Here is a 24,233-nt window from a genome sequence, read left to right as displayed (position 1 = left end):
CGTCCCGGAGGACTGCGATGAGCACGCTCGCAGGCTTCGCGCGCGCGGCGCTCGCGGTTGGGGCGGTGGTCGCGTACCAGATCCTGGCTCATCACGCGGTGGCCACACCCGGCGAGCACGGTTTCGGGCTCGCCATGGCGCTGGTGCCGCCGCTGGCCATTGCGCTGGTTGCGGCGGCCCGTTCGCCGCGCCGGGGCTGGCTGCTGCCGCTCTGGGCGCTCGCGGCCGCCGCGTTGTGGGCCGCGCGCATGCCGCTGGCGCGCCATTTTGAATGGGGCCTGTACATCGAGCACGTGAGCTTCAATCTCGGGATGGCGCTGGTGTTCGGCCGCACGCTCGCCAAGGCGCGCGTGCCGCTTTGCACGCAGTTCGCGACGATGATCCATGGCTCGCTCACGCCGGCTGTCGCGCGCTACACGCGGCAGATCACGGTCGGGTGGACGGTGTTCTTCGTCGCCATTGCCGCGGTTTCGACGCTGCTGTTCGCCGCCGCGCCGACCGTCGCCTGGGCGACCTTCGCCAATTACCTGGCGTTGCCACTGGTGGGGGCGATGTTCGTCGTCGAGCACGCGTGCCGGCGCCTCGTGCTGCGGGGCGAGCCGTCCGCCCGCATGCTCGATGCGATTCGCGCGTACCGGCAATCGTCGGCTCGCGGTTACGCCGGGCATCCGAACCACGCGGGCCGAACGGTCCACCCGTGCCATGAGTGAATCCCCGCGCGACTGGCGGCGCGCAGCAGCGCCGCCCCCTGTTTCCGGTTCAACTGAAGTTATGTCGACTTATCCGCTCGTTTTTCACGCTTCGCCCCGCCAGGTCATTGCCTGGCGCGACGGCTCACCGGTCACGGCGCGCGCGTTCCTCGCCGAGGTCGCGCGAGTGGCCGCTGCACTGCCGCCGGGCGCACACGTGTTCAACGTCTGCCGCGACCGCTACCGCTTCGCCGTGAGCCTGTGCGCAGCGCTGGTGGCGGGGCGCATCAGCCTGCTGCCGTCCACGCAGACGCCGGAGATGGTCCGCCAGCTCGCCTCGTTCGCACCCGACGCGTTCTGTCTGCACGACAGCGCCGATTGCACCATCGACCTGCCGCGCTTTGGCTACCCCGACGCCGCGCCAGCCGCCTCCGACATCAGCTCGAACCACGACGCTCAGGACGACGCGCCCTTCGATGTACCGCAGATCGACGCGTCGCGCATCATGGCCTGCATCTTCACCTCGGGCTCGACCGGTGCGCCAGTGCCGCATCGCAAGACCTGGGGCTCGCTGGTGGCCAACGTGCGCGCGTCGGCCAAACGCCTCGGGCTGCCCGAGGCGGGCGCCGCCACCCATACCGTGGTGGGCACGGTGCCGCCGCAGCACATGTTCGGCTTCGAATCGACCGTGCTGCTGGCGCTGATCGGCGGCCTTGCGTTCAGCAACCGGCAGCCGTTCTATCCGCTCGATATCCGCGCCGAACTGGAGGCCGTGCCGCAGCCGCGCGTGCTCGTGAGCTCACCCATCCACCTGCGCGCGCTGCTCGCGAGCGACGCGGCGCTGCCGGAAGCGGCGCTCGTGCTCTGCGCCACCGCCCCGCTCGCCGAAAAGCTCGCCCGCGAGGCCGAGACGCGTCTGCACGCGCCGCTCGTGGAGATCTATGGCAGCACCGAGACGGGCCAGATCGCGACCCGGCGCACTGCGCAGGGCGCGACGTGGGAACTGATGCCGCACATCCGCCTGGAGGCGCGTGCAGCGGCAAGTAACGAGCGCGACGATAGTGACGAAGGGCCGACGTTCTGGGTCTCGGGCGCTCACGTGGAAGAACCCATGCCGATGGGCGATGCGCTCGAACTGCTCGACGAGCGCCACTTCCTGCTGCATGGGCGCAAGGCCGACCTCATCAACATCGCGGGCAAGCGGACTTCGCTCGCCTACCTGAATCATCAGCTCAACGCGATCCCGGGCGTGGCCGACGGCGTGTTCTTCATGCCGGACGCGGCTGCGCTCGCCAATGCCAATGCCGACGCGCGCGCCGATCGCGAAGGCACAGGCGCGGTCACGCGCCTCGCCTCGCTCGTCGTCGCGCCCACGCTCACGGCCGCCAGCGTGCAGCGCGCGCTGCGCGAGCGCATCGACGCCGCATTCATGCCGCGCCCGCTAGTGTTCGTCGAGTCGCTGCCCCGCAACGAAACCGGCAAGCTCCCGCACGACGGGCTCGCGGCGCTCATCGCACAGCACGCGCGTGAAACAGCGGCGGCGGCAGCGGCACAGGCAAGCCGCGCCAGTTGCAAAAGCAGCACCGCCTCTGCGCGCTCCTTCACGATTCCCGCCGATCACCCCGCGCTGCCTGGCCACTTCCCAGGCCATCCGATCGTGCCTGGCGTCGTGCTGCTCGACCACGCCATCGACGCCATCGGCGCGGCCCTGAACCGCCCGATGCAAGCGTGGCGCCTGAGCGCCGCGAAGTTCCTGAGCCCGGCCTGGCCCGGCGAGGCGCTCGATCTCGACTTCGACGCCACGGCCAGCGGCGCGATCCGTTTCACCGTGCGCGCGGGCCAGCGCGACGTGGCGAGCGGGACGCTGTCCACCGAACCATCCCCCGTCCCCAGGACGGCCGCCTCACCAGCGTGCGCCACGCGCGCAGGCTCGCAGGAAGGGCTTCAACCATGACCAGGCGCACCGACTGGGCCCAACGCCAGGAGCGCGGCAGCGCGCTGCTGCTGCGCGCCATGACCTGGCTTTCGCTGCGCCTCGGCCGCACCGCCGCGCGCGGCCTGCTGCATCTGATCGCCGTCTATTACGTGCTGTTCTCGCCGCGCGCGCGCGCCGCCTCGCGCGACTACCTGCGCCGCGCGCTGGGCCGCCCCGCCCGCTGGAGCGACATCTACCAGCACGTGTTCACCTTCGCGACGACGATCCACGACCGCATCTATCTGATCAACAATCGCTTCGATCTGTTCGACATTCGCCCGCAGGGGCACACGCTCGTCGACGCCGCGCTCGCGAAAGGACGCGGCGCGTTCCTGATGGGCGGCCACCTCGGCAGCTTCGAGGTGGTGCGCGCGCTGGGACGCACGCGGCCCGGCATGCGCGTAGTCGTGACGATGTTCGACGAGAACGCACGCAAGATCAACGCGACGATCGGCGCCGTGAACCCGACCGCGCAGCCAGAGGTGATCGCGCTCGGGCAAGTCGATTCGATGCTGCAGGTGAACGAGCGGCTCGACCGGAACTGCCTCGTGGGCATGCTCGCCGATCGCACGCTGCTCGCCGACGCCGCCAGCTCCACGCGCCGCATGGCCTTTCTCGGCGATCCCGCGGCGTTCCCGCTCGGGCCGCTCTACATGGCCGCGATGCTCAGGCGTCCAGTGATCTTCATGACCGGTTTGTATCGCGGCGGCAACCGCTACGACGTGCACTTCGAGCTGGTCGCCGACTTCACCGATACGCCGCGCGAAGCGCGCCGGGCCGCCGTCGATGCGGCGCTCGTGCGCTACGTCGCGCTGCTCGACAAGCATTGCCGCGCGGCGCCGTATAACTGGTTCAACTACTTCGACTTCTGGCAGACCGCGCAAGCGGACCAGGCCGAGAAGAAGCCGCAACCGGCCCAACCGGCGCCGGCCACCCAGGCGGCAAAAGCAACGCCGGCGCATGCGGACATTGCCGCGCGCGTCGCCAGAAACGCCTATGCGACGAACCGCGCCGACACCGCTCGCGCGCGACGCAGCGCAGCAGCGCACGCGGGCCTTGCCGCCCGGGAGACTTCCGACGCATGAGCGCCATCCGCAGTTTCGTCCGCCCGTTCATCGGCCAGCGGCTTGCGCGCCGCGTCGTCGCGTGCGCGATGAGCGCAAGCGCCGTGACCGCGCTTACGTTCGCGCCCGCCGTGCCGGCGCTCGCAACCCAGGCAGAACAAGCGGTACAAGCGGTACAAGCGGCACAAACAGGACAAACGCCCGACACCTCCGCCTGGACGCTCGACCGCCTCATGTCCACGCTCGCCCAGCACAAGTCGGGCCGCGCCGCGTTCACCGAGACCAAATACCTCGCGATCGCCTCGCAGCCGATCGAATCGTCGGGCGAGCTGGTGTTCGTCGCGCCCGACCATCTGGAGAAAAACACGCTCGAGCCCAAGCCCGAGCATCTCGTGGTGGACGGCGACATGCTCACCGTCGAGCGCAACCAGCGCAAATACACGCTCGCGCTCGCGCGCTATCCGGAGCTGGGCGCGTTCATCGAGAGCATCCGCGCCACGCTCACGGGCAACCGGCCCGTGCTCGAACAGACGTATCAGGTCGCGCTCGCCGGCAGCGGCCAGAACTGGACGCTCACGCTCACGCCGCGCGATTCGCGCATGCTCAAGGCGGTGAGCGCGATCACGCTCGAAGGCGCCGGCGACGCGCTGCGCAGCGTGGCGATCCAGCAGGCGGGCGGCGATCATTCGCTGATGCGCCTGCGCCCGCTGCCCGCGTCGACGGCGAATTGAGCTCTGAATTGAGCCCAACCCACCGGTAAGCAGGCAGCCGCGCGCATGGACGATCGCACTTCGCCAACCTCGCCAACGCAGCAAGCCCGAGGCTTGCGCGCGCTCGCACAGGCGCTGCAGCGCCACGCAGTGCTCGTGTGGCTGCTGTTCCTCATCGCCTGCGCGGGAATCATCGCGCGCACCCATTTCAGCACCGACCTTTCCGCGTTCCTGCCGCGCTCGCCGAGCGCCGGCCAGCGCGTGCTCGTCGATCAGTTGCGCGACGGCGTGGTCTCGCGGCTGATTCTCGTCTCCATCGCCGGGGGCGTTCCCAACGGTTCCAACGATCCCAGCAACAACGCCGATGCCGCCGCGCGCGCCCAGCTCTCGCGGCAAGTTGCGGCCCGGCTGCGCGCCGACCCGCGCTTCGCGGCGGTCCACAACGGCGAAGCCGTGAACGACGCGCGCGATCAGCAATTCGTGTTCGCGCACCGCTACGCGCTGAGCCCGGCGGTCACGCCGCAGCGCTTCACGGCCGGAGGCCTGCATGCGGCGCTGGGCGAAAGCCTCGACTTGCTGAGCTCGTCGGCGGGCCTCGTCGCCAAGGACTTGCTGCCGCACGACCCGACCGGCGAAGTCGCCGCGCTGGTCGGCGAGCTCGACAGCGCCGCGCAGCCGGCAAGCCGCGACGGCGTGTGGGCCTCGCGCGACGGCACGCGCGCCGTGCTGGTCGCGCAGACCGCCGCAGCAGGTTCCGATACCGACGCTCAGGCCGGCGCCATCGATGCGATCCGCAGCGCGTTCGACGCGGCCACGCGCGCGCTGCCGAAAACCTCGGCTGCTTCCGCTGTTTCCGCCTACCGGCTGGAAATGACCGGCCCCGGCGTGTTCTCGGTGGATACGCGCGACGCGATCCGCCACGACGTCCAGCGCATCTCGGCCCTGAGCCTCTTGCTGATCGTCGCGCTGCTGCTCACGCTCTACCGCTCGCCGCGCACGCTCGCGCTCGGCCTCGTGCCCGTGCTCTCGGGCGTGGCCGCGGGCATCGCCGCGGTGAGCCTCGCGTTCGGCACGGTCCAGGGGCTCACGCTCGGCTTCGGCACGACGCTGATCGGCGAGGCCGTCGATTATTCGATCTATCTGTTCGTGCAGTCCGCCGAGACGCGTTCCGGGCGGCGCTCGCGCGATACCCTGCGCGCCTGGGTCGCCGCTTACTGGCCGACGATCCGGCTTGGCGTGCTCACCTCGGTATGCGGATTCGCATCGATGCTGTTCTCCGGCTTTCCGGGCCTCGTGCAACTGGGCGCGTATTCGATCGCGGGGCTCGTGACGGCGGCGCTCGTCACGCGCTTCGTGCTGCCGCGCCTGCAAGGCGGCGCCGTGACGATTCGCGACACCTCGCGCGTCGGCGGCTGGCTCGCCTCGGCTGCTCAGGCCGCGCCGCGTCTGCGCTGGCCCCTGCTGGCGCTGACGCTGGCCGCCGTCGCGGTGCTCGCCATGCATCGCGGCGATCTGTGGAGCCGCGAGCTCGCTTCGCTGAGCCCGGTCCCGGCAGCGAGCCAGGCGCTCGACGCGCGGCTGCGCGCCGACGTGGGCGCACCCGACGTGCGCTATCTGGTGGAGATTCCCGCCGCCAGCGAGCAGGCCGCGCTCGAAGGCGCGGAGAAGATCGGCGCGCAACTGCAGCCGCTCGTCGACCAGGGCGTGCTCGCGGGCTTCGAAAGCCCGGCGCGCTATCTGCCGAGCGATGCCGCGCAGCGCGCGCGCCTCGCGAGCCTGCCCGAAGCGGCCACGCTCGCCGCGCGCATGCGCGAGGCCGTCGCGAATCAGCCGATCAGCATCAAGCCCGAGGTCTTCGCGCCGTTCCTCGCCGACGCCGAGGCCGCGCGCAACGCGCCCTTGATCACGCGCGCGGACCTGCGCGGCACCTCGATGGCGCTGGCCGTCGATGCCTTGTTGACCAAACGCGAAGGCCGCTGGAGCGCCATGCTCGCGCTGCGCGCGCCCGAGGGCGCGGCGGCGCGCGCGAGCGGATCGAGCCTCGACACCGCGCCGATCAGCGCCGCCGTCACGCGCGCGGGCGTGCCCGGCGCGCTGTTCGTCGACCTCAAGGCGGAGGCCGACGGTCTCTATGTGAACTACGTCCACGAGGACATCCGCCTCTCGCTCGCAGGCTTCGCGGCGATTGCCGTGCTACTGGCGTTCGCGCTGCGCTCGCCGCTGCGCGCGGCACGCGCGCTCGCGCCGCTCGTCGCGGCGGTGCTGGTAGTGGCCGCGTGCTTCGCGCTCGCGGGCGTGCCGATGACCATCCTCCATCTGGTCGGCATGCTGCTGATCGTGGCAGTGGGCTCGAACTATGCGCTGTTCTTCTGCAAGCCCGAGGCCCGCGCGGCGAACGAACCGGCGCATGGACCGTTGCATGAACCGGCAAGCGCGCCGCACATCACGCCTCAGACGCTGGTTTCGCTGCTGGTCGCCAATCTTGCAACGGTCGCGGGCTTCGGCCTGCTCGCGCTCTCGCGGGTGCCGCTGCTCGAAACCTTCGGCCTCACAGTCGGCCCCGGCGCGATGCTCGCGCTCGCCTTCGCCGCGATTCTCGCACCGCAGCCACGCTCGTCTGCCACGGGACTGCGAGGCCACGAGGCATACCGCGCATGAACACGCCTTCGACACTCGCACCGCAGCCGGGCGCGCCGCGCCGCTGGAAACCCGCGCCGCTGATCACGGGCTCGGCGGCGCTGCATGTGGGCGCGGCGGCGGCGCTGCTGGCCCAGCCGTCGACCTGGCCCTGGGCGGTGGGCGGCGTGGTCGCCTCGCATCTTGCGCTGACGGCAGCGGGACTCTGGCCGAGGAGCGCGCTGCTCGGGCCCAACTGGACGCGCCTGCCGCACGCAGCGGAGGGCGGCGACGACCGCCGCATCGCCCTCACCATCGACGACGGCCCCGACCCCGAAGTCACGCCGCACGTGCTCGACCTGCTCGACCACCACGGCGCGCGCGCGACGTTTTTCTGCATCGGCGATCTGGCACGGCGGCACCCGCGCTGCGTGGAGGAGATCGTGGCGCGCGGCCACGCCATCGAGAACCACAGCCAGCGGCACCGGCACAACTTCTCTGTCTGCGGGCCGGGCGCGCTGCGGCGCGAGATTGAAGCCGCGCAGCGCACGCTCACCGAGATCAGCGGGACGCGGCCGTACTTTTTCCGCGCGCCGGCCGGCCTGCGCAATCCGTTTCTCGAACCGGTGCTGTGCGAGTTCGGCCTGCAACTGGCGAGCTGGACGCGGCGCGGCTTCGACACGCGCGAGCACGACGGCCACAAGGTCGCGCAGCGCCTGCTGGACGGCCTGGCGCCGCGCGACATCCTGCTGCTGCATGACGGCCACGCGGCGCGCGGCCCGGGCGGCAAGCCCGTGGTGCTCGATGCGCTGCCCGAGGTGCTGCGCGCCGCCGCGAGCGCGCAGCTACGCTGGACGACGCTGCGCGACGCCCTCTCCCTCACCCCGGCGACGCTGAACACCGCAGCGAACCCAGCGGCGGCGGCCGACGGCCGCCCGCCAGCCCGGCTCCCCGGCCGAAACGGAGCCGGCCCATTTGATAAAATTTGATAAGAATCAATACCCGAACGGGCTCCCGTTTGAGACCTGCGCTTCAGCCACCGGATTCGACCTTCGTGAAACCACTTCTGCTCTCGCACTTCACCGCCACCAGCTGCCTCGGGCGTGGGCTCGACGCGACGCTCGACGCACTGCGCCGCCAGCGCGGCGGCCTCGCGCCGTGCGATTTCGAGCGCGCGGAACTCGATACGTGGATCGGCGCGGTCGAGGGCGTCGACAACGAGCCGCTGCGCGCCGATCTCGCCGAATACGCGTGCCGCAACAACCGGCTCGCGCAGCTCGGCCTCGTGCAGGACGGCTTCGCCGCGAACGTCGAGGCGGCGGCCGCGCGATATGGCGCGGACCGTGTCGGCGTGTTCATCGGCACGAGCACGAGCGGGATTCTCGAAACCGAGCACGCGTACGTCCAGCGCGACCCGCAAACGGGTGCACTGCCCGCGGGGTTCCGCTACGCGCAAACGCACAACGCCTACTCCGTGGCCGCATTCGTGCGCGCGTATTTCGCGCTGCGCGGCCCGGCCACGGCGATCTCATCGGCGTGCTCGTCGGGCGCGAAGGTGTTCGGCACAGCGCGGCGCATGATCGAAGCCGGGCTCATCGACGCGGCGGTCGTGGGCGGCGTCGACTCGCTGTGCCTCACCACGCTGTACGGCTTCAACTCGCTCGAACTGCTTTCGCGCCAGCCGTGCCGGCCATTCGACGTGACGCGCGACGGCATCTCGATCGGCGAAGCGGCGGCGTTCGCATTCATCGAGCGCATGCCCGAGGACCGCAGCCTGCTCGATCGCGATGCCGTGCTGCTGCTCGGCGTGGGCGAATCGAGCGACGCGCATCACATGTCCTCGCCGCACCCGGAAGGGCTGGGCGCACGCGCGGCTATCGAGCAGGCGCTCGCGACGGCGGACATCGCACCGCACGAAATCGGCTACATCAACCTGCACGGCACCGCGACACCGAGCAACGACGCCGCCGAGAGCCTCGCGGTGCGCGCCCTCTTCGACGGCACGCCGTGCAGCTCGACCAAGGGCGCGACTGGCCACACGCTGGGCGCGGCGGGCGCGCTGGAAGCGGTGATCGCCGGGCTCGCGCTGCGCCACCGCTTCGTGCCCGCGGGCGTGAACACCACGCAGCCCGATCCGGCGCTGGGCTTCGCCAACGATGGCGCGCACCGGCTTGACTATGTGCTGCAAAGCCGCGACGCCGACCTTTATGCTGTCCTGAGCAATTCGTTCGGCTTCGGCGGCACGAATTGCAGCCTGATCCTGGGCCGCGCCGACCGTTTGCCGGGCGAGCGGCACGAACCGCAGGAACCGCGGAACCCGTCATGAAATTGCGCGCTTCCATCGAAAGCATCGGCCTGATCGGGCCTGGCCTCGCCAACTGGCCAAACGCCGCCGACGTGCTCGCGGGCCGCGCGCCGTGGACGAGCGCGCGCACCGCGCCGCCCGCGCCCGAAGGCCTGCCCCCCGCCGAGCGGCGCCGCACCGGCACGATCGTGAGAATCGCGCTCGCCGCGGGCCACGAAGCCCTGGCCGCGAGCGGCCGCGACGGCGCGACGCTCGCGACCGTTTTCGCCGCATCGAGCGCCGACGGCGAGAACTGCCACGCCATCTGCGCAATGCTTTCGAGCGACGACCGCCATCTCTCGCCCACGCGCTTTCACAACTCGGTGCACAACGCGGCGGCGGGTTACTGGAGCATCGCGGCGCGCTCGCGGGCCGCGTCGAACGTGCTGTGCGCGCACGATGGCAGCTTCGCGGCGGGCCTGCTGGAGAGCCTGTGCCAGATCGTCGTCGATGGCGCGCCGAGCCTGCTGATCGCCTACGAGAGCGCCTACCCCGAGCCGCTGCACGCGGTGCGCCCGATCGACAACGGCTTCGGCGTGGCGCTCGTGCTTGCGCCGCTGGCCGAAGACGCTCATGCGACCGGATTGGCATGCATCGAGGTGAAGCTGACCGACGCGCCGGCCACGACGCTTGACTCCCCTGAACTCGAAGCCCTGCGCGTGGAGAATCCCGCCGCGCGCGCGCTGCCGCTGCTCCAAGCGATTGCGACGGGCCGCGCGGCGAGCGTGGTGATCGACTACCTTCCCGACACGCGCGTGCGCATCGACGTCACGCCGTCGCAGGGAACGCAAGCGGAGGGCGCGCGATGACGCAAGACGTACAAGACGTTGCGCTGCGCGTCCCGCTCGACCGCGCGTGGATCGCCGCGCACATTCCGCACAGCGGCGCGATGTGCCTGCTCGACAGCGTCGACGCATGGGACGACACGCACATCCGCTGCACAGCCACGAGCCACCGCGATGCGCACAACCCGCTGCGCTCGCAGGGCCGGCTCGCCTCGGTGTGCGGCATCGAATATGCGGCGCAGGCGATGGCGGTGCATGGCGCGCTCGCCGGCTCGCAGGACGGCGGACAGAACACCACCCATGCGTCAGCAACGCCGGGCCGCCCGCGCGTGGGCTATCTTGCGAGCGTGCGCGGCGTGCAAGCCCATGTCGCGCGCCTCGACGCGTTCGACGCGCCGCTCACCGTGGAAGCCGAGCGCATAGGCGGGGACGGCAACAACGTCCTCTACGGCTTCACGATTCGCTGCGGCGACGAGGTCCTGCTTGGCGGACGCGCAGCCGTCATGCTCGACGCGTCCGGCGCGCTGGCCCGGACCACCGATAACCGTTTCAAGGGAGAACCCACGTGAAAACACGCCACATCGTTTTAGCCGCGCTGCTGGCCGGCATGGCGAGCTCGGCGGCCTACGCCGATCTCCACGACGTGAAGGAAAACATCAAGCAGGACTCGAAAGAGGCTGCGACGAAGACCGGTCACGCCGCGCGTGACTTTGGCCACGCTACTGCGGACGCGGCGAAAGCGGTCGGCCACGGCATCGCGCATGTGTCGCGCGAAGGTTGGGAAGGTACCAAACATGCCACGCGCGAGGGTTGGGAAGGGACCAAGCGCGCCACGAAGCGCGTGTTCCACACGGACTCGAGCAGTAGCAGGGAAACGCAGAAGACAGCGGCGTGAGGGGCGTCGGGATGCGCGGGTAACGAGTGCGATTCGTTAACCCGTTGCGCGCGCAATCATCGTGTTGTGAGCGAACGCGCGGCCATGGGCAAGGTCCCCGCAGCGGCCTTGTGCCAATCCGTCTTCGCATATGAAAGAAACACCCGTCCTCACCCTGGTTATCGCCGCCGCTCCTCAGTCTTTGCTCCTGCTCCCGTTTTCCGTCGTACACGCTACCGGGAAACGCCCCCGACAAATCAGTCACCGGACGATCTACTTGCTATCGCCACTTCAGGCCGAATGCGCCGAGCCAACTCTATCACGTTGTGATATAAATACGATACGGGCCGTGACCCCGGGATTCGGCTAGCCCCACGATGTCAAGGAGTGGATCAACGTGGGGAGTGTCGCGCGCCGGACACGCGACCTATACAGAAGGAGGAACGTTGTGAGTGACACAAGAACCTTCGAAATTTTCCGCTACGATCCAGACAAGGATGCTACCCCGTACATGCAACCGTACGAGGTAGAGGTGACTCCGAATGACAGGATGTTGCTTGACGTGCTGGTCCGCCTGAAAGCACAGGACGAGACGCTGAGCTTCCGGCGCTCGTGCCGCGAGGGCGTGTGCGGCTCGGATGCGATGAACATCAATCGCAAGAATGGGCTCGCCTGCATCACCAACCTCAACGACATCCCCCGCCACACGGTCCTGCGGCCGCTGCCCGGGCTACCGGTCGTCCGCGACCTGATCGTTGACATGACTGCGTTCTTCAAACAGTACCACTCGATCAAGCCCTGGCTGATCAACGATACGCCCCCACCCGAGCGGGAAAGGCGCCAGACGCCGGAGGAACGCGATCAACTCGATGGCCTCTACGAGTGCATTTTGTGCTCGTGCTGCTCCAGCGCATGTCCCTCGTACTGGTGGAATCCGGACAAATATGTCGGGCCTGCCGGCCTCCTGCAGGCCTATCGCTTTCTGGTGGATTCCCGCGATGAAGCCACCGGCGAGCGGCTCGACAATCTTGACGATCCGTACCGCCTCTTTCGTTGCCGGACGATACTGAACTGCACGGACGTCTGCCCAAAGGGCCTGAATCCGGCCAGAGCGATCGGCGAGATCCGCACCATGCTTGCGCGCCGGACGGTTTGAGTACTGCAAAACAACATAGCGAGGCCGTTATGGCGATGCCACGGGCGACACAGGGCGAACTGATCGACGTTCGCCCCCTCGGCGATGCACTGCGAGTTTCGAAATCTGTCACCCTCATGCGCTCGGAGCACATGGAAGTCGTTCGACTCGTGCTTCCAGCGGGCAAGCATATCCCCGAACACCGGGCACCCGGTGAAATAACCGTGCAGTGCCTGGAAGGCATCGTCAAGTTCGGCACCAGCGCGAGAACACAGGTGATGCGCAGCGGAGATTTGTTGTTCCTGCTGCCCGGGGAGCCCCATTGGCTCGAGGCCGTAGAAAACGGCTCAGTGCTCGTGACCCTTTACCTGCCGCATGCTCACCAGACGACCCCGGCAGACGTCCAGCAAGGAAGCTCGACAAGCCAGACCTGAAAAAGAACAGCGAGACGAGAATGAGCGAGCGGGCGCGCATTGAGTTTCTCATTGAACGTGACGGGTTGCCTGAGGCCACCGAGTGGGTGTGCCGCACGATGCACATCTACCGTCGTGCGATCCTCAACAAAGGACATTTCGCGCACGCCCATCGCTACCGGCATCGCTTCATCGTCGCGTATCTGGAGTTCAAGCGATGGTTACAAACGCGTTCCGCACCCCGGCCGTCATGACGGCCGCGCCCGCCGGAACCTCAGTTCCTGGCGGCGCGGTCAGCGCCCGGCACGTCCAGCACGACGATGTCGACCTCGAACGTCCGCGTTTTTGCAATCAGATAACGAAATCATGGAGGCGAACTGGGTCGCGGCCGAAATGCGTGCAGGCGCGGCTTGCGCACATTCGGTGCTGGCGCTCGACGTAATGAAGGAAGAGGCGCAGTCGCGCCAGGCCCGCCATGACGAGCATCATTGACAGCCTGATCGCCGAGCACCGGCGTCTTGAGCGACTCGTGCGCCTCCTCGAGCGTCAATCGATGCTCCGCGACGCGCGGGCAGCGGCGAACAGCGCGCTGCTCGTGGATGCCCTGTATTACCTGACACGGTTTCCTGACGTGAACCACCACGCGCTGGAGGACCGCATTATCGGCAAGCTGCTCGAGAAGAAGGCGTTGGCCCGGGAGCTGGCAAGCGAGCTGTCGGCACAGCACGCGACGCTGGCGCTTCAGGGCCACCAACTGATTCAGGACCTCGAATCGATGGTACGTGATGAAAATATGTCCGCAGAACTCCTCGAGTTCCGTGTCCGGCTGTACGCGGAGCGGCTGCGCCATAACATGGCCGTTGAGGAACTCACGATGTTCCCCATCGCGACGCGTCATCTGGATTCCGGCGACTGGTCTTCCATTGCGCAGGCAAGCCCCGATCGGTTGGCCGACCCGCTTTTCCAGACGCCGGTCCATGAGCGCTTTGTGCAACTGCGCCGCGTGATCGCGACCGAAGCGGGTTGCGGATGCCCGGAGGACGACGCGTAACGCCTCCGGACAGGCAAACGGGAGGCAGCCAAGCTGGTGCCCCCGCCTTCAGCACTTGATCTATACCGGGGTTCCTGCCGGCGTGACCCTGGGGGTCGCACGGGTCGTGACGCGCCAGGAGTCCGGATGGACGGCGGGAGGATCGCTTGCCGGGAAGCTCTCCGCCCCCGCCTCGTCAATCAGGGCTTCGAGGTGATCTGCGCACGAATGGTCCGTGCGTATGGTGTCAGGAAGCGTTTGCATGACGTGCCTCAATGATGGCCTGAACCGGGCTAAAGGATTCAAGACGCGATTTTCGATGCCTGCTGCGTCGCCCTGCAAAGCCGGACAACGAGATGCTCGCCCAACGGCGTCACCTGAGGTTTGCCCCGGCACCTGTCAAGGCTGACCAGATCGCCGGTCAACAAGGGCAGCAGGTCGGGCCGCTCGATGCTGACCTGCCCGGGGGTATGGGCGACGAGCATGAGCGTGGCGATCTCGTGCGGCGTCAACATCGGGAAATTCGTGGCGCAAGCGGGTGCCGCCATGCTTTCTGATGTGGTGCGGCTCGAAGGCCGTGCGTGCCTCACGCCCGGGTCTCCGCTATGTTCGACCTGTCGGGATGCAAGGCTTTCGACTTCGTGTAACGTGTTCATCCATGTCCTCCAGGCCGACGCTCTGATAAACGAGCCTCAGGCACGCAGTCCATATGCCTGCTGCTGCGGTTGACCCCGAAAGGGAGCCGGGGCAGCGTCCGCCGCCAACTCTCGCAACCCGTCAATATCAAGAATCCGGAGATCCTTGCCACACGCATGAATCAGCCGGCGCCGCTGCAATTTCGTTACTGTCCGGCTGACCGTTTCAAGCTTCAACCCGAGGTAGCAGCCCATTTCCTCGCGTGTCATCTTCAGCGTAAATTCAGCGGCGGAATAGCCGCGCGCCTGCCAGCGCCGCGACAGGTCGGCAAAAAAGAAGGCTACCCGCTCCTCCGCTGTCATGGTGCCGAGCAGCATCATGAGTGTGGACTCACGCACGATCTCGGCACCCAGCATCTGGTGCACATGATGCTGAATTGCGCTCACTTCCCGGCACAGCACTTCGAGCAGATCGAACGGCATCACGCATACCGAGCTGTCTTCCAGCGCGACCGCCTCGCAGCTATGCCTGCCATTGGCAATGCCATCGATACCAAGCGTATCTCCAACGATGCCAAAACCCGTGACCTGCTCATGCCCTTCGCGATGCATGACCACAGTCTTGAACGACCCCGTTCGGATCGCATAGATGCTCCGGAACGCGTCGCCCGGGCGGTACAACGCGTGGCCGCGATGGACGATGCGCACGCACTGGACGGCATCGTTGATCCGCTCGTGGGTGGAGGTGTCAATGCGGCTATGGGTGCACAGTCCCGCCATTGCGCAGGTTTTGCAGCCGACATTCATCATTCGTACCCGCTGGTCGCCTGGCTGCACGGGCAACTCGCGAACAGGAACCGAAGGGGCGCTTCTCCCGGTTAAGGTTGTGGTGAACATGCTTCCCTCTGCTCATGAATATCCAGCTAAACGCATGACCGCATCGGGCCCGCGTTTCAATCCGGAGTCTTCACCGTGAAGTCGATCACGATGTTGCCCGGCTCGCGAGCAACATATCCGATGCCCACGCGCGACCCGAAGTGCTGCCTGATCTGTGCGAGAAGCGGCAGCGGGTCATGGTCGTTGACAAAACGCATCACCTCGCCGGGCCCCAGTGCATTGAGCGCGCCGAAAATGGCAGCGTGACGGAAACGTCTGGCGACGCCGCGGGCGTCGAAGGCGTGCGGTTCGGAAAGAATCGGAAAGACCTCAGCTGGATCTTGCATGGCGGTTTCTTCTGAAAAGGTGGTTGATCGTGGGCGTCACTAAGGCGTAATGGTGCGGCGTGACACCATGTTGGCGCTTAGCCTCGCCAATTGCTGTCGATCGAGACATGCTTGAGCAAACGGGAAAATCTCACGTTCCTCAAGCGCGATATGGCTGCGGTAAGCGTCGACAAAGTCGGACGCCAGGACCGGTTCGAGCAGCCTTGTTCTCCCTTCGGCGATGTCGGCCAATACTGTGCGCAATTGCGCCCACGACGCCTCCAGATTCCGATGCTCGTCAAGCAGGGATGCGATTCGCTCACCCACTGGTGAGTGCAGGCGCTCACTAGCCTCGATCAACACCGGAAAGAGATCCTGTTCCTCGTCGGCATGATGATGCGGCCCTGCGATGTCGAAATAACGCATGATGGTTCTGGCTGCCTGCTGCGCCTGCGTATCCGCGCCGTGCGAAGGCAGGTATGCAGCAAGCTTCCCGAGCGTCGCGCACTGCGCTGCAATGCGTTCATGACACGCCTTCAGCATTTCAACGGGTTCGTCGAAAGACGGTGCGGCTTTGGTCAGTAAACTGTTGGACTTCATTGTGTGCTCACATCGTTTCGTGTCAGCCCGCCTTGCCGTCGATTCGACACGCCTTGCCGCGCGCCAGGCCAGACCAGCGTAGCGAGCACATCGCGCTGCAGAGATAAAACGGTCGGAGTCCGAGTCTCAGTACGGGCCACTCCAATGCAGCTGACCCGAAAGAAAAACGATGCGGGAGATGTGTTTTCATGACTGGACTCCTGCCCTGTGCCTCGTGCCACCGTGCGGTCTCGACACGGCCACCGGTACCCGTTCGCGACCGCCGGTCACGCCCAGAACGGAAGCCGCAACGGCGGGCGCAACAATGGCATCCTGCAACGTCATGGTGTCGAGTTCATGGAGAAAGGCATCGACCGCCCTGTACAGCCTGCGCCTGAGATTGCAGGCGGGAAAAATCGCGCAGTCGTGCGCGACGCTCATGTCGTGGCAACGCACCACGGAGAAGTCCTTCTCGGCCACGCGCACGATTTCCCCCACCGAAATCTTCCCGGGCGCGCGCGCCAAACGGGCGCCACCGGCCCGCCCGCGCGCCGTCTCGATGAGACCGAGCTGACTGAGTTCGTGGATGATTTTCGTCAGGTGATTGCGCGAAATCCCGTAAGCCCCCGCAATCTCGTCGATCGTCGCGACGCCACCATCCGGATACTTCAGAGCAAGGTACATCATCACCCGAAGCGTGTAATCGGTGTAGACGGTGAGATGCATGGCAACTCCTTGCCTGAGGCGGTCTGGCTGGACCCGGGGTGCGCGGCCGTTCAACGCGGACCGGCAATTAACATGCATTCACGATACATCATTTATTCAGAATTTACAATGCCGTCGAAAAATTGGTTCGCATAACAAATCAACTGTGGTACCCGATAATTTCAGAAACCTGCCTGTCGCTTCAGCCCCCGGCGGGCAACGCTTCTCTTGGTGCGACAAATTGACATCGTCGCGCCGGATGGCGCCGTGGTGATGAGCTATGCCGGGCGCCATTGATTCAGATCGAGTAGATTAGCGATCCTTACGAGTCGATCCACACAAGGCGAAACGGGGGCCGTCACGTTCGACAAGACCTTCTCGCTCGAGCTGGGCCAGCGTGCGATAGAGGGTCTCGTGTGCCATGCCGAGCGTGCGCGCCCATTGCATGAGGGTCCCGGGCAGCGTGAATGTGCCCCGCGCGTCGGCTTCGAGCCGCAGGCACTGCAGGATGCGCTCGCGCGGTGATCGGAGGGTAAGGCGCTCTGCGCGTGCACGCGATTGCATCAATTGCTGCGACAGCAGACGGATCCAGTCGATCGCAAAGGTCGAATCGGCCCGCAGAGATGCCAGTACCGCTTCTTTAGGCAGAACCAGCAATTGACTGGCCACCGGGCACACGCCATCGCAGTGGTACCGCGCACTGAAGAGGCTTGCTTCGGCCACGAAGTCGCCCGGTTCGGCAGTCTGTAACGTAATGGACTCACCGCCGGCTTCGTCACGCCTCAGCAGCAAACGCCCCGAAAGAACCTGATAGACGGCCTGCACCGACTGTCCGCGATGGAAGACGGTCGCGCTGGCGTCGTAGTGTCTTGGCTTTGCGGCCAGACGCAGGGTTTCGGGCCAGGAAGACGGGAGACTGGTCCCGCACGGGGCTGCGTTCGAATCGGACGTGACCATGGGGCTTCTTTAGCGCGTTGGCATTACCTGGAAGTCCCTGTACCAGCCGCATGGTGATGCATCATGTCCGGGCTGTGTCCTGCCATCGCATCGTGACCATGGTCGGACAATTGTGCGTCGAACCACTGGTGCAGCGCGATAACCAGCGCGGGCTGAGCGCTCCGATAGGCAATTTCGCCGCCTTTTGGCAGGTCGCGGTAAGTGATTGTCAACTCGCCCGGCTTCGCGGCGCGAAGGGTAGCCAGGCCCGGCATGTCTTCCCCATGGATATGCTCCGGGCCTTCGAAGTCGCCGACGGCAAACTGTTGCGCGATCATCGCGAGATGCTGGCGGATTAACGTGGCCTGTCCGGGATCGTTTCGCGTGGTTACGACCTGCTGGATGCCACCGTCCGCGGTCTTCGTAAAGATGTGGGTGGTCGCCGTGAGGGAAAACGGCATAACGTCATGTCCCCGTTCGGCAACGTCTTTCTGCCTCGCTGTCGCGTCGGCAACGGCGGAAGAACAGGCGACTGCTGCCGCGACGGACGCGGCAAGCAGGAAAACGGAGGCGATGCGTGCCATGGATGTCCCCGGTCATCAATGCGCGTGCAGTGTAGCGCGCCCTGTCGCCAGTTAACTATGACTGGAATCATATCTGTCAGGTGCGCGCAGAGCGGGTTTTTTGCAACCGCGACGAGCGGCGAAGCACCCCGCACGCTAGCCCCGTAACCGGCGCCCTGCATGACTTACCCTGCATGACTTACCCTGCATGACTTACCCTGCATGGCGTCTCAGCTTGCGTCATAGTCTTTCGCGGCAAGATGGCGGAGCTAACGGGAGTAAGTAGGCAAGTCCCGCAGTCAAGCCGATATCGACGCTCCAGGTACACCGCCGGTCGCGTTCCGGCAGGCGCAAATGCGCGGCCAACGGCCTGCGGAACCGCTAATTCCCTCCCCCGAACGGCCAAAATACCCGTCTCGCGCCCGCGACAAGGCAAAATACGGGTTTTGAGCCCACGTTTGATCCCATGCAGGGCTCATGTTTTTCCTGCCGGCTGCCGCCTGTGGGGCCTGAACAGCCCCCGCCGTCACACGATGGACGTCCCGAAGAGGTACTGTGAACACCTCGACGCGAAGCCGGCCGGACCGCTCGCCCAGACCGGCGAGCCCACTGGAGTTGTTTTGATGACCGAACCCAAGATTTCTTTCGCGGGCAGGCTCTCGCTTGCCTTCGGATCGTTTTTTGCCATTCTCGGCAATGCCGAACTGGCCGCCGGCGTGCGCCGCCTGCGCGACGGCGAGACGCCGGTATCCACGCCTGCGCCCGCCTCCGCACCGCAAGCCGCCGCTCCGGCTCCGGCTCCGGCTCCGGCCGCCGCGCCCGTCGCCAAGCCCGCGCCCGCGGCCGCCATCGAGGAAGCCAGCCCGCAGTCGGCGCTGCAACTGCTCGGCCTGCTCCAGCGCAACGCGCGCTTCGTGGACTTCGTCGAGGAAGACATCGCCAACTATGGCGACGCCGACATCGGCGCTGCGGCGCGCCTCGTGCACGAAGGCTGCCGCGCCACGCTGCGCGAGCACTTCACGATCCGCCCGGTGCGCACGGAAGCCGAGGGCAGCCGCGTGACCATCGCCGAAGGCTTCGACGCTACCGCCATCCGCCTGACCGGCAACGTGGTGGGCGCGGCGCCGTACCACGGCACGATCAGCCACCGCGGCTGGCGCGTCGAAGACGTCAAGCTGCCCAAGCTCGTGAAGTCGAACGACGCCAAGGTCCTCGCACCGGCAGAGGTGGAACTGTGAGCGATCCGCGTTATTCCATCGGCGTCGACCTCGGCACCACGCATTGCGCGCTCTCTTACGTCGACCTCGCCGGCAGCGATGGCGAAAAGGCCACTCAGGGCGTGCTGCCTGTCACGCAATTGACCGCGCCCGGCGCGATCGAGTCGCCCGAGCTGCTGCCCTCGTTCCTCTACTTGCCCAACGCGGGCGAACTGACGCCGGGCGACCTCACGCTGCCCTGGACCACCACGCGCGAATACGCCGTGGGCGAGATGGCGCGCAGCCGCGGCGCCGGCACGCCCATCCGTCTCGTGTCGAGCGCCAAGAGCTGGCTCTGCCATCCCGGCGTGGACCGTCGCGCCGCGATCCTGCCCAACGACGCGCCGCCCGAAGTCGCGCGCATCTCGCCGCTCGAAAGCTCGATTCGCTACCTCACGCACCTGCGCGAGGCATGGGACCACGCGCACCCCGAAGCCCCGTTCGCGGAGCAGGACATCACCGTCACGATTCCGGCCTCGTTCGACCCGGCCGCGCGCGAACTCACGGCCGAGGCCGCGCAGGCCGCCGGCTACGCGCGCATGACGCTGCTGGAAGAACCCCAGGCCGCGCTCTATAGCTGGATCCAGAAGAGCAACGGCGCGTGGCGCAAGGAAGTGAAGGTCGGCGACGTGATCCTCGTGGTGGACGTCGGCGGCGGCACGACCGACCTCTCGCTGATCGCCGTGGTCGAGCGCGAAGGCAATCTGGAACTGCACCGCGTGGCGGTGGGCGAGCACATCCTGCTCGGCGGCGACAACATGGATCTCGCGCTCGCCCACGTGGTCGCGCGCAAGCTCGCGGCGCAAGGCACCCAGGCCGATCCGTGGCAACTGCGCGCGCTCACCTACGCGTGCCGCTCGGCCAAGGAGACGCTGCTCTCCGACCCGAGCGTGGAGACCGTGCCGCTCGTCGTGCCGAGCCGCGGCTCGAAGCTGATCGGCGGCTCGATCCGCACCGAGCTCACACGCACCGAACTCACGCAGATCATCCTCGAAGGGTTCTTCCCGCAAGTGGACGCGGCAGCGCGGCCCGTCACGCGCGCCCGCGCCGGCCTCACGCAGCTTGGGCTGCCCTACGCGCAGGACGCGGGCGTGACGCGCCATCTCGCGGCGTTCCTCGGCCGCCAGGTGGGCGCGCTCGCGGAACTCGAAGGGTTTGCGGGATCGGCCGATCAGGCCGGAAACGGTGGACGCGCCAGCTTCCTGCACCCCACGGCCGTGCTGTTCAACGGCGGCGTGTTCAAGTCGCCGCTGCTCGCCGGGCGCGTGCTCGACATTCTCAACGGCTGGCTCGCCGCCGAAGGCGCGGCCGCGGCACGCCTCTTGGGCGGCGCCGACCTCGACCTCGCCGTGGCGAGGGGCGCGGCGTACTACGGCTATGTGAAGCGCGGCAAGGGCGTGCGCATTCGCGGCGGCACGGCGCGCGCGTACTACGTGGCGATCGAATCGGCCATGCCGGCGGTGCCCGGGCTCGAGCCGCCGGTCTCGGCGCTGTGCGTCGCGCCGTTCGGCATGGAGGAAGGCACGGACGCCGCGCTGCCGTCGCAAGAGTTCGGCCTCGTGGTGGGCGAGCCGGTGCACTTCCGCTTCTTCGGCTCATCGGTGCGCCGCCAGGATCAAGTGGGCACCCTGCTCGACTACTGGTCGCCGGAAGAACTGCAAGAGCTCGAAGAGATCCAGGCCACGCTGCCCGCAGATGGCCGCACGCCCGGCGAAGTCGTGCCCGTCAAGCTGCACGCGCGCGTGACCGAAGCCGGCACGCTGGAACTCGAAGCCGTGCCGAGCGGCAGCAGCGAGCGCTGGAAGGTCGAGTTCGACGTGCGCGGCGGCGTGAGCGCCTGACTCCGGCCAACCCTCTCTTGAGCTCCATGAAGCGATACGTCGTAGGCATCGACCTCGGCACGAGCAACACGGTCGTTGCCTACGCAAAGGCAGGCGCGGACGAGATCCGCGTCTTCGATATCGAGCAGCTCACCGCGCCCGGCGAAGTGGGCGCGCAGCCGCTCCTGCCCTCGGCGCGCTATCACCCGGCGCCGGGCGAACTCGCGCCCGGCGCGCAACAATTGCCGTGGCCCACGCCCGATGTTTCGGATTCCACAGCAACTGTGCCGGTCATCGGCCGGCTGGCGCGCACGCTCGGCGCGCAGGTGCCGGGCCGGCTCGTCGCCAGTGCGAAAAGCTGGCTCTCGCACGCTTCAGTGGACCGGCTCGCGCCGATCCTGCCGTGGGGAGCGCCCGACGACGTCGGCAAGGTCTCGCCTGTCGACGCGAGCGCGAGCTACCTCGCGCACGTGCGCGCAGCGTGGAACCACCGTTTCCCGCACGCGCCACTCGAACAGCAGGACGTGGTGCTCACCGTGCCCGCCTCGTTCGACGACGGCGCACGCGCGCTCACGCTCGAAGCCGCGCGGCGCGCGCAACTGCCCGCGCTGCGCCTGCTCGAAGAACCGCAGGCCGCGTTCTACGACTGGCTGTTCCACCATCGCGAAACGCTGCAGACCGAGCTCGCGCAGACGCGCCTCGTGCTGGTGTGCGATGTGGGCGGCGGCACGACCGACCTCACGCTCATCAAGGTCCACGTCGAGAACGGCGAGCCGCAACTGAGCCGCATCGGCGTGGGCAACCACCTGATGCTGGGCGGCGACAACATGGACCTCGCGCTCGCCCATCTGGCCGAAAGCCGGCTCGCGGGCGAGAACGCGCGCCTGAGCGCCGCAAGCCTCTCGCAACTCGTGGAGCGGTGCCGCGTCGCCAAAGAACAATTGCTGGGCGAAGCCGCGCCCGAGGCCGTTGGCGTGACGCTGCTCGGCGCGGGCTCGCGGCTGATCGGCGGCGCGCGCACGACCCAGCTTGCGCGCGACGAAGCCGAACGCATCGTCGTGGATGGCTTCTTCCCCGCAGGCGGCCCCGACGACCTGCCGCGCCGCTCGCGAGCGGCCATCGTCGAATTCGGCCTGCCCTATGCCGCCGACGCGGCGATCACGCGCCATATCGCGGCGTTCCTGCACCGCTTCGCCGCGCAGTCGCGCGAGGCGCTCGGCGATGCGGGAAGCGGGGAAACCGCCCTGCCCGCGCCCTTGCCGGTACCCGACACGCTGCTGCTCAATGGCGGCGTGTTCCGCGCGAAAGCGCTTTCCTCGCGGCTGCGCGAAACGCTGGGCGCGTGGCGCGAGCAGCCGCTCACCGTGCTGCAAAACGACCAGCCCGACGTGGCGGTCGCGCGCGGCGCGGTCGCCTTCGCGCTGGCCCGCGCGGGGCGCGCGCCGCGCATCGGCGGCGGCTCGCCGCGCAGCTACTTTCTCGTGCTGGACGAAGCACACGGCAAGCGCGCCGACGATGACAACGCGAAAACACGCGGCGTCTGCCTGTTGCCGCGCGGCACCGAGGAAGGCCACGAGGTGCGCCTCGACGAGCGCGTGTTCGCGCTGCGCCTGGGCCATCCGGTGCAATTCCATCTGGTCTCGACGGTCGCGGACACGGCCTGGCGGCCCGGCGAAATCGCCGATGTTTCGTCGGCGGACTTCGTGCGCTTGCCGCCGCTCTCCACGGTGGTGCAACGCCAGGAAACCAGGGGCGCACCCGGCGGCCACGCGGAACAAGAACGGCCGGTCAGGCTCACTGCGCAACTGACCGAAGTGGGCACGCTGGAAGTGCGCTGTATCGCCACCGACAACGACGCGCAACGCTGGCTGCTCGAATTCCAGCTGCGCCGCGACGAAGCCTCGGGCGCCGCGGCGGACCAGAGCGCGCGCCACGCCGGGCTCGATGAAGCGATTGCCTTGATCGACCGGGTCTTTGGCCCGAAGTCGGCGAAGGTCGATCACAAGGAAGTGAAGCGCCTGCGCGCGCAACTCGAACACTGCCTCGGGCCGAGACAGAACTGGGACGGCCCCCTGCTGCGCGAGCTATTCGGCGCGCTGTGGGAGCGCGCGGCGCGCCGACGCCGTTCGCCCGATCATGAGCGGCTGTGGCTGAACCTTGCGGGTTTTTGCGTGCGCCCTGGCTTCGGCTATCCGCTTGACGAGTGGCGCGTCGAACAACTCTGGACGCTCTTCGACGACGGCATACAGCACGTCAATGAAGGCCAGGTCTGGTCCGAGTGGTGGACGCTGTGGCGGCGCACGGCAGGCGGCCTCGACGAAGCTGCGCAGGAGCAGGTGCTCGAAGCGATGCGCTGGCTCGAGGAAGCGGCGAGCTCGAAGAAGCACAAGCTTCCATTCGATCCCGCGAAGCTCGGGCATGCAGATATGGTGCGGCTTTATGCTTCGCTGGAGCGCATTGGCGCGGAGCGAAAGATCGAGATCGGCGAGCAGCTGTTGGCGCGCTTGCAGAAGCCTGCGGAGAATCATCAGAGTTGGTGGGCCGTGGGGCGCATTGGTGCTCGCTTGCCTTTTTATGGCAGTGCGCATGGGGTTGTAGCACCCGAGGTGGCTACGCGCTGGCTCGACGCGATTCTCGCGCTCGACTGGAAGAAGGTCGAGCCGGCCATGTTCGCCGCGGCGCAGATTGCGCGCATGACGGGGGACCGGTCGCGCGATCTGGAGCCTGCTGTGCGCGAAGCGGTTCTCAAGCGGCTCGAAGGCGCGAATGCGCCGGCCACGTGGATCCAGATGGTGCGCGAGGTCGTGACGCTCGACAGCGCCGATACGGGACGCGTATTTGGCGAAGCGTTGCCTGCGGGCTTGAAGTTGATGGTGGAGTGAGCGGTTCGTGGCGGAATTCC

At 67.4% G+C, this 24,233-nt stretch carries 24 protein-coding genes and 1 pseudogene; 18 read left to right on the top strand and 7 right to left on the bottom strand.

Annotated features, from left to right (window positions below; genetic code table 11):
* Positions 1–17 precede the first annotated feature (17 nt).
* The 15 genes and pseudogenes from PWP93_RS29635 to PWP93_RS29565 all read left to right on the top strand — a co-directional run bounded on the left by PWP93_RS29635 (position 18) and on the right by PWP93_RS29565 (position 13,656).
* Entirely contained in the window at positions 18–710 is a 693-nt protein-coding gene (locus PWP93_RS29635) for a hypothetical protein (RefSeq protein ID WP_421028463.1), read from the top strand.
* Between the two features lie 61 nt (positions 711–771).
* Positions 772–2,643: an AMP-binding protein gene (locus PWP93_RS29630; RefSeq protein WP_421047208.1), complete on the top strand. Its 1,872-nt coding sequence runs from the start codon at positions 772–774 to the stop codon at positions 2,641–2,643.
* Positions 2,640–3,581, top strand: a pseudogene (locus PWP93_RS29625) (acyl-CoA synthetase); the annotation flags it as partial. The gene PWP93_RS29630 and the pseudogene PWP93_RS29625, both read left to right, overlap by 4 nt.
* A 164-nt stretch (positions 3,582–3,745) precedes the next feature.
* Complete coding sequence (locus PWP93_RS29620; protein WP_421047207.1) at positions 3,746–4,459, top strand: outer membrane lipoprotein carrier protein LolA; 714 nt, start codon at positions 3,746–3,748, stop codon at positions 4,457–4,459.
* A gap of 45 nt (positions 4,460–4,504) precedes the next feature.
* Positions 4,505–7,096, top strand: coding sequence for an MMPL family transporter (locus tag PWP93_RS29615; RefSeq protein WP_421047206.1), 2,592 nt, complete (start codon positions 4,505–4,507; stop codon positions 7,094–7,096).
* The gene (locus tag PWP93_RS29610; RefSeq protein ID WP_421047205.1) at positions 7,093–8,043 is read left to right on the top strand and encodes a polysaccharide deacetylase family protein; all 951 of its coding nucleotides are present in this window, start codon (positions 7,093–7,095) and stop codon (positions 8,041–8,043) included. The genes PWP93_RS29615 and PWP93_RS29610 overlap by 4 nt, the downstream gene beginning before the upstream one ends.
* Before the next feature lie 65 nt (positions 8,044–8,108).
* Entirely contained in the window at positions 8,109–9,380 is a 1,272-nt protein-coding gene (locus PWP93_RS29605) for a beta-ketoacyl-[acyl-carrier-protein] synthase family protein (protein ID WP_421047204.1), read from the top strand.
* A complete protein-coding gene (locus tag PWP93_RS29600) occupies positions 9,377–10,207 on the top strand; it encodes a beta-ketoacyl synthase chain length factor (RefSeq protein WP_421047203.1) in 831 nt (276 codons plus the stop codon). Before PWP93_RS29605 ends, PWP93_RS29600 begins: the two co-directional genes overlap by 4 nt.
* Positions 10,204–10,752, top strand: coding sequence for a hotdog family protein (locus PWP93_RS29595; RefSeq protein WP_421047202.1), 549 nt, complete (start codon positions 10,204–10,206; stop codon positions 10,750–10,752). The genes PWP93_RS29600 and PWP93_RS29595 overlap by 4 nt, the downstream gene beginning before the upstream one ends.
* Positions 10,749–11,078, top strand: a complete 330-nt coding sequence (locus tag PWP93_RS29590) for a hypothetical protein (RefSeq protein WP_421047201.1) — start codon at positions 10,749–10,751, stop codon at positions 11,076–11,078. Before PWP93_RS29595 ends, PWP93_RS29590 begins: the two co-directional genes overlap by 4 nt.
* Before the next feature lie 427 nt (positions 11,079–11,505).
* Positions 11,506–12,213: a succinate dehydrogenase/fumarate reductase iron-sulfur subunit gene (locus PWP93_RS29585; RefSeq protein WP_421047200.1), complete on the top strand. Its 708-nt coding sequence runs from the start codon at positions 11,506–11,508 to the stop codon at positions 12,211–12,213.
* Between the two features lie 29 nt (positions 12,214–12,242).
* Positions 12,243–12,626 (top strand): cupin domain-containing protein, encoded by a 384-nt coding sequence (locus tag PWP93_RS29580; protein WP_421047199.1) that lies wholly within the window; start codon positions 12,243–12,245, stop codon positions 12,624–12,626.
* A gap of 20 nt (positions 12,627–12,646) precedes the next feature.
* The gene (locus PWP93_RS29575; RefSeq protein WP_421047198.1) at positions 12,647–12,859 is read left to right on the top strand and encodes a hypothetical protein; all 213 of its coding nucleotides are present in this window, start codon (positions 12,647–12,649) and stop codon (positions 12,857–12,859) included.
* 112 nt (positions 12,860–12,971) lie between these two features.
* Entirely contained in the window at positions 12,972–13,097 is a 126-nt protein-coding gene (locus PWP93_RS29570; protein WP_421047197.1) for a hypothetical protein, read from the top strand.
* A complete protein-coding gene (locus PWP93_RS29565; RefSeq protein WP_421047196.1) occupies positions 13,081–13,656 on the top strand; it encodes a hemerythrin domain-containing protein in 576 nt (191 codons plus the stop codon). The genes PWP93_RS29570 and PWP93_RS29565 overlap by 17 nt, the downstream gene beginning before the upstream one ends.
* Positions 13,657–13,937: 281 nt before the next feature.
* On the opposite strand, the gene PWP93_RS29560 is transcribed toward PWP93_RS29565, so the two are convergent.
* The 7 genes from PWP93_RS29560 to PWP93_RS29530 all read right to left on the bottom strand — a co-directional run bounded on the left by PWP93_RS29560 (position 13,938) and on the right by PWP93_RS29530 (position 18,276).
* The gene (locus PWP93_RS29560) at positions 13,938–14,291 is read right to left on the bottom strand and encodes a hypothetical protein (RefSeq protein WP_421047195.1); all 354 of its coding nucleotides are present in this window, start codon (positions 14,289–14,291) and stop codon (positions 13,938–13,940) included.
* Between the two features lie 36 nt (positions 14,292–14,327).
* Positions 14,328–15,167, bottom strand: a complete 840-nt coding sequence (locus tag PWP93_RS29555) for a helix-turn-helix domain-containing protein (protein WP_421047194.1) — start codon at positions 15,165–15,167, stop codon at positions 14,328–14,330.
* 56 nt (positions 15,168–15,223) lie between these two features.
* The gene (locus PWP93_RS29550) at positions 15,224–15,493 is read right to left on the bottom strand and encodes a DUF2249 domain-containing protein (RefSeq protein ID WP_421047193.1); all 270 of its coding nucleotides are present in this window, start codon (positions 15,491–15,493) and stop codon (positions 15,224–15,226) included.
* Positions 15,494–15,532: 39 nt separating this feature from the next.
* A complete protein-coding gene (locus tag PWP93_RS29545) occupies positions 15,533–16,072 on the bottom strand; it encodes a hemerythrin domain-containing protein (protein WP_421047192.1) in 540 nt (179 codons plus the stop codon).
* Positions 16,073–16,258: 186 nt separating this feature from the next.
* Positions 16,259–16,777 (bottom strand): Rrf2 family transcriptional regulator, encoded by a 519-nt coding sequence (locus PWP93_RS29540; RefSeq protein ID WP_421047191.1) that lies wholly within the window; start codon positions 16,775–16,777, stop codon positions 16,259–16,261.
* Between the two features lie 291 nt (positions 16,778–17,068).
* Positions 17,069–17,713, bottom strand: coding sequence for a Crp/Fnr family transcriptional regulator (locus PWP93_RS29535; protein WP_421047190.1), 645 nt, complete (start codon positions 17,711–17,713; stop codon positions 17,069–17,071).
* A 23-nt stretch (positions 17,714–17,736) separates the two neighbouring features.
* The gene (locus PWP93_RS29530; protein WP_421047189.1) at positions 17,737–18,276 is read right to left on the bottom strand and encodes an aspartate carbamoyltransferase; all 540 of its coding nucleotides are present in this window, start codon (positions 18,274–18,276) and stop codon (positions 17,737–17,739) included.
* Positions 18,277–18,878: 602 nt separating this feature from the next.
* On the opposite strand from PWP93_RS29530, the gene PWP93_RS29525 reads away from it, so the two are divergent.
* Genes PWP93_RS29525 through PWP93_RS29515 form a run of 3 tightly spaced genes read left to right on the top strand, consistent with a single transcriptional unit; the run spans position 18,879 to position 24,213 of the window.
* The gene (locus PWP93_RS29525) at positions 18,879–19,493 is read left to right on the top strand and encodes a DUF2760 domain-containing protein (RefSeq protein ID WP_421047188.1); all 615 of its coding nucleotides are present in this window, start codon (positions 18,879–18,881) and stop codon (positions 19,491–19,493) included.
* Positions 19,490–21,352, top strand: coding sequence for an Hsp70 family protein (locus tag PWP93_RS29520; RefSeq protein ID WP_421047187.1), 1,863 nt, complete (start codon positions 19,490–19,492; stop codon positions 21,350–21,352). Before PWP93_RS29525 ends, PWP93_RS29520 begins: the two co-directional genes overlap by 4 nt.
* Positions 21,353–21,378: 26 nt before the next feature.
* Entirely contained in the window at positions 21,379–24,213 is a 2,835-nt protein-coding gene (locus PWP93_RS29515) for an Hsp70 family protein (protein WP_421047186.1), read from the top strand.
* Positions 24,214–24,233: the final 20 nt, after the last annotated feature.

Origin of the sequence: Paraburkholderia sp. A1RI-2L (assembly GCF_048957375.1) — a bacterium.
Classification (GTDB): Bacteria; Pseudomonadota; Gammaproteobacteria; order Burkholderiales; family Burkholderiaceae; genus Paraburkholderia.
Note: the sequence above shows the minus strand (reverse complement) of the source record. Positions and strands in the feature narration are given on the sequence as shown.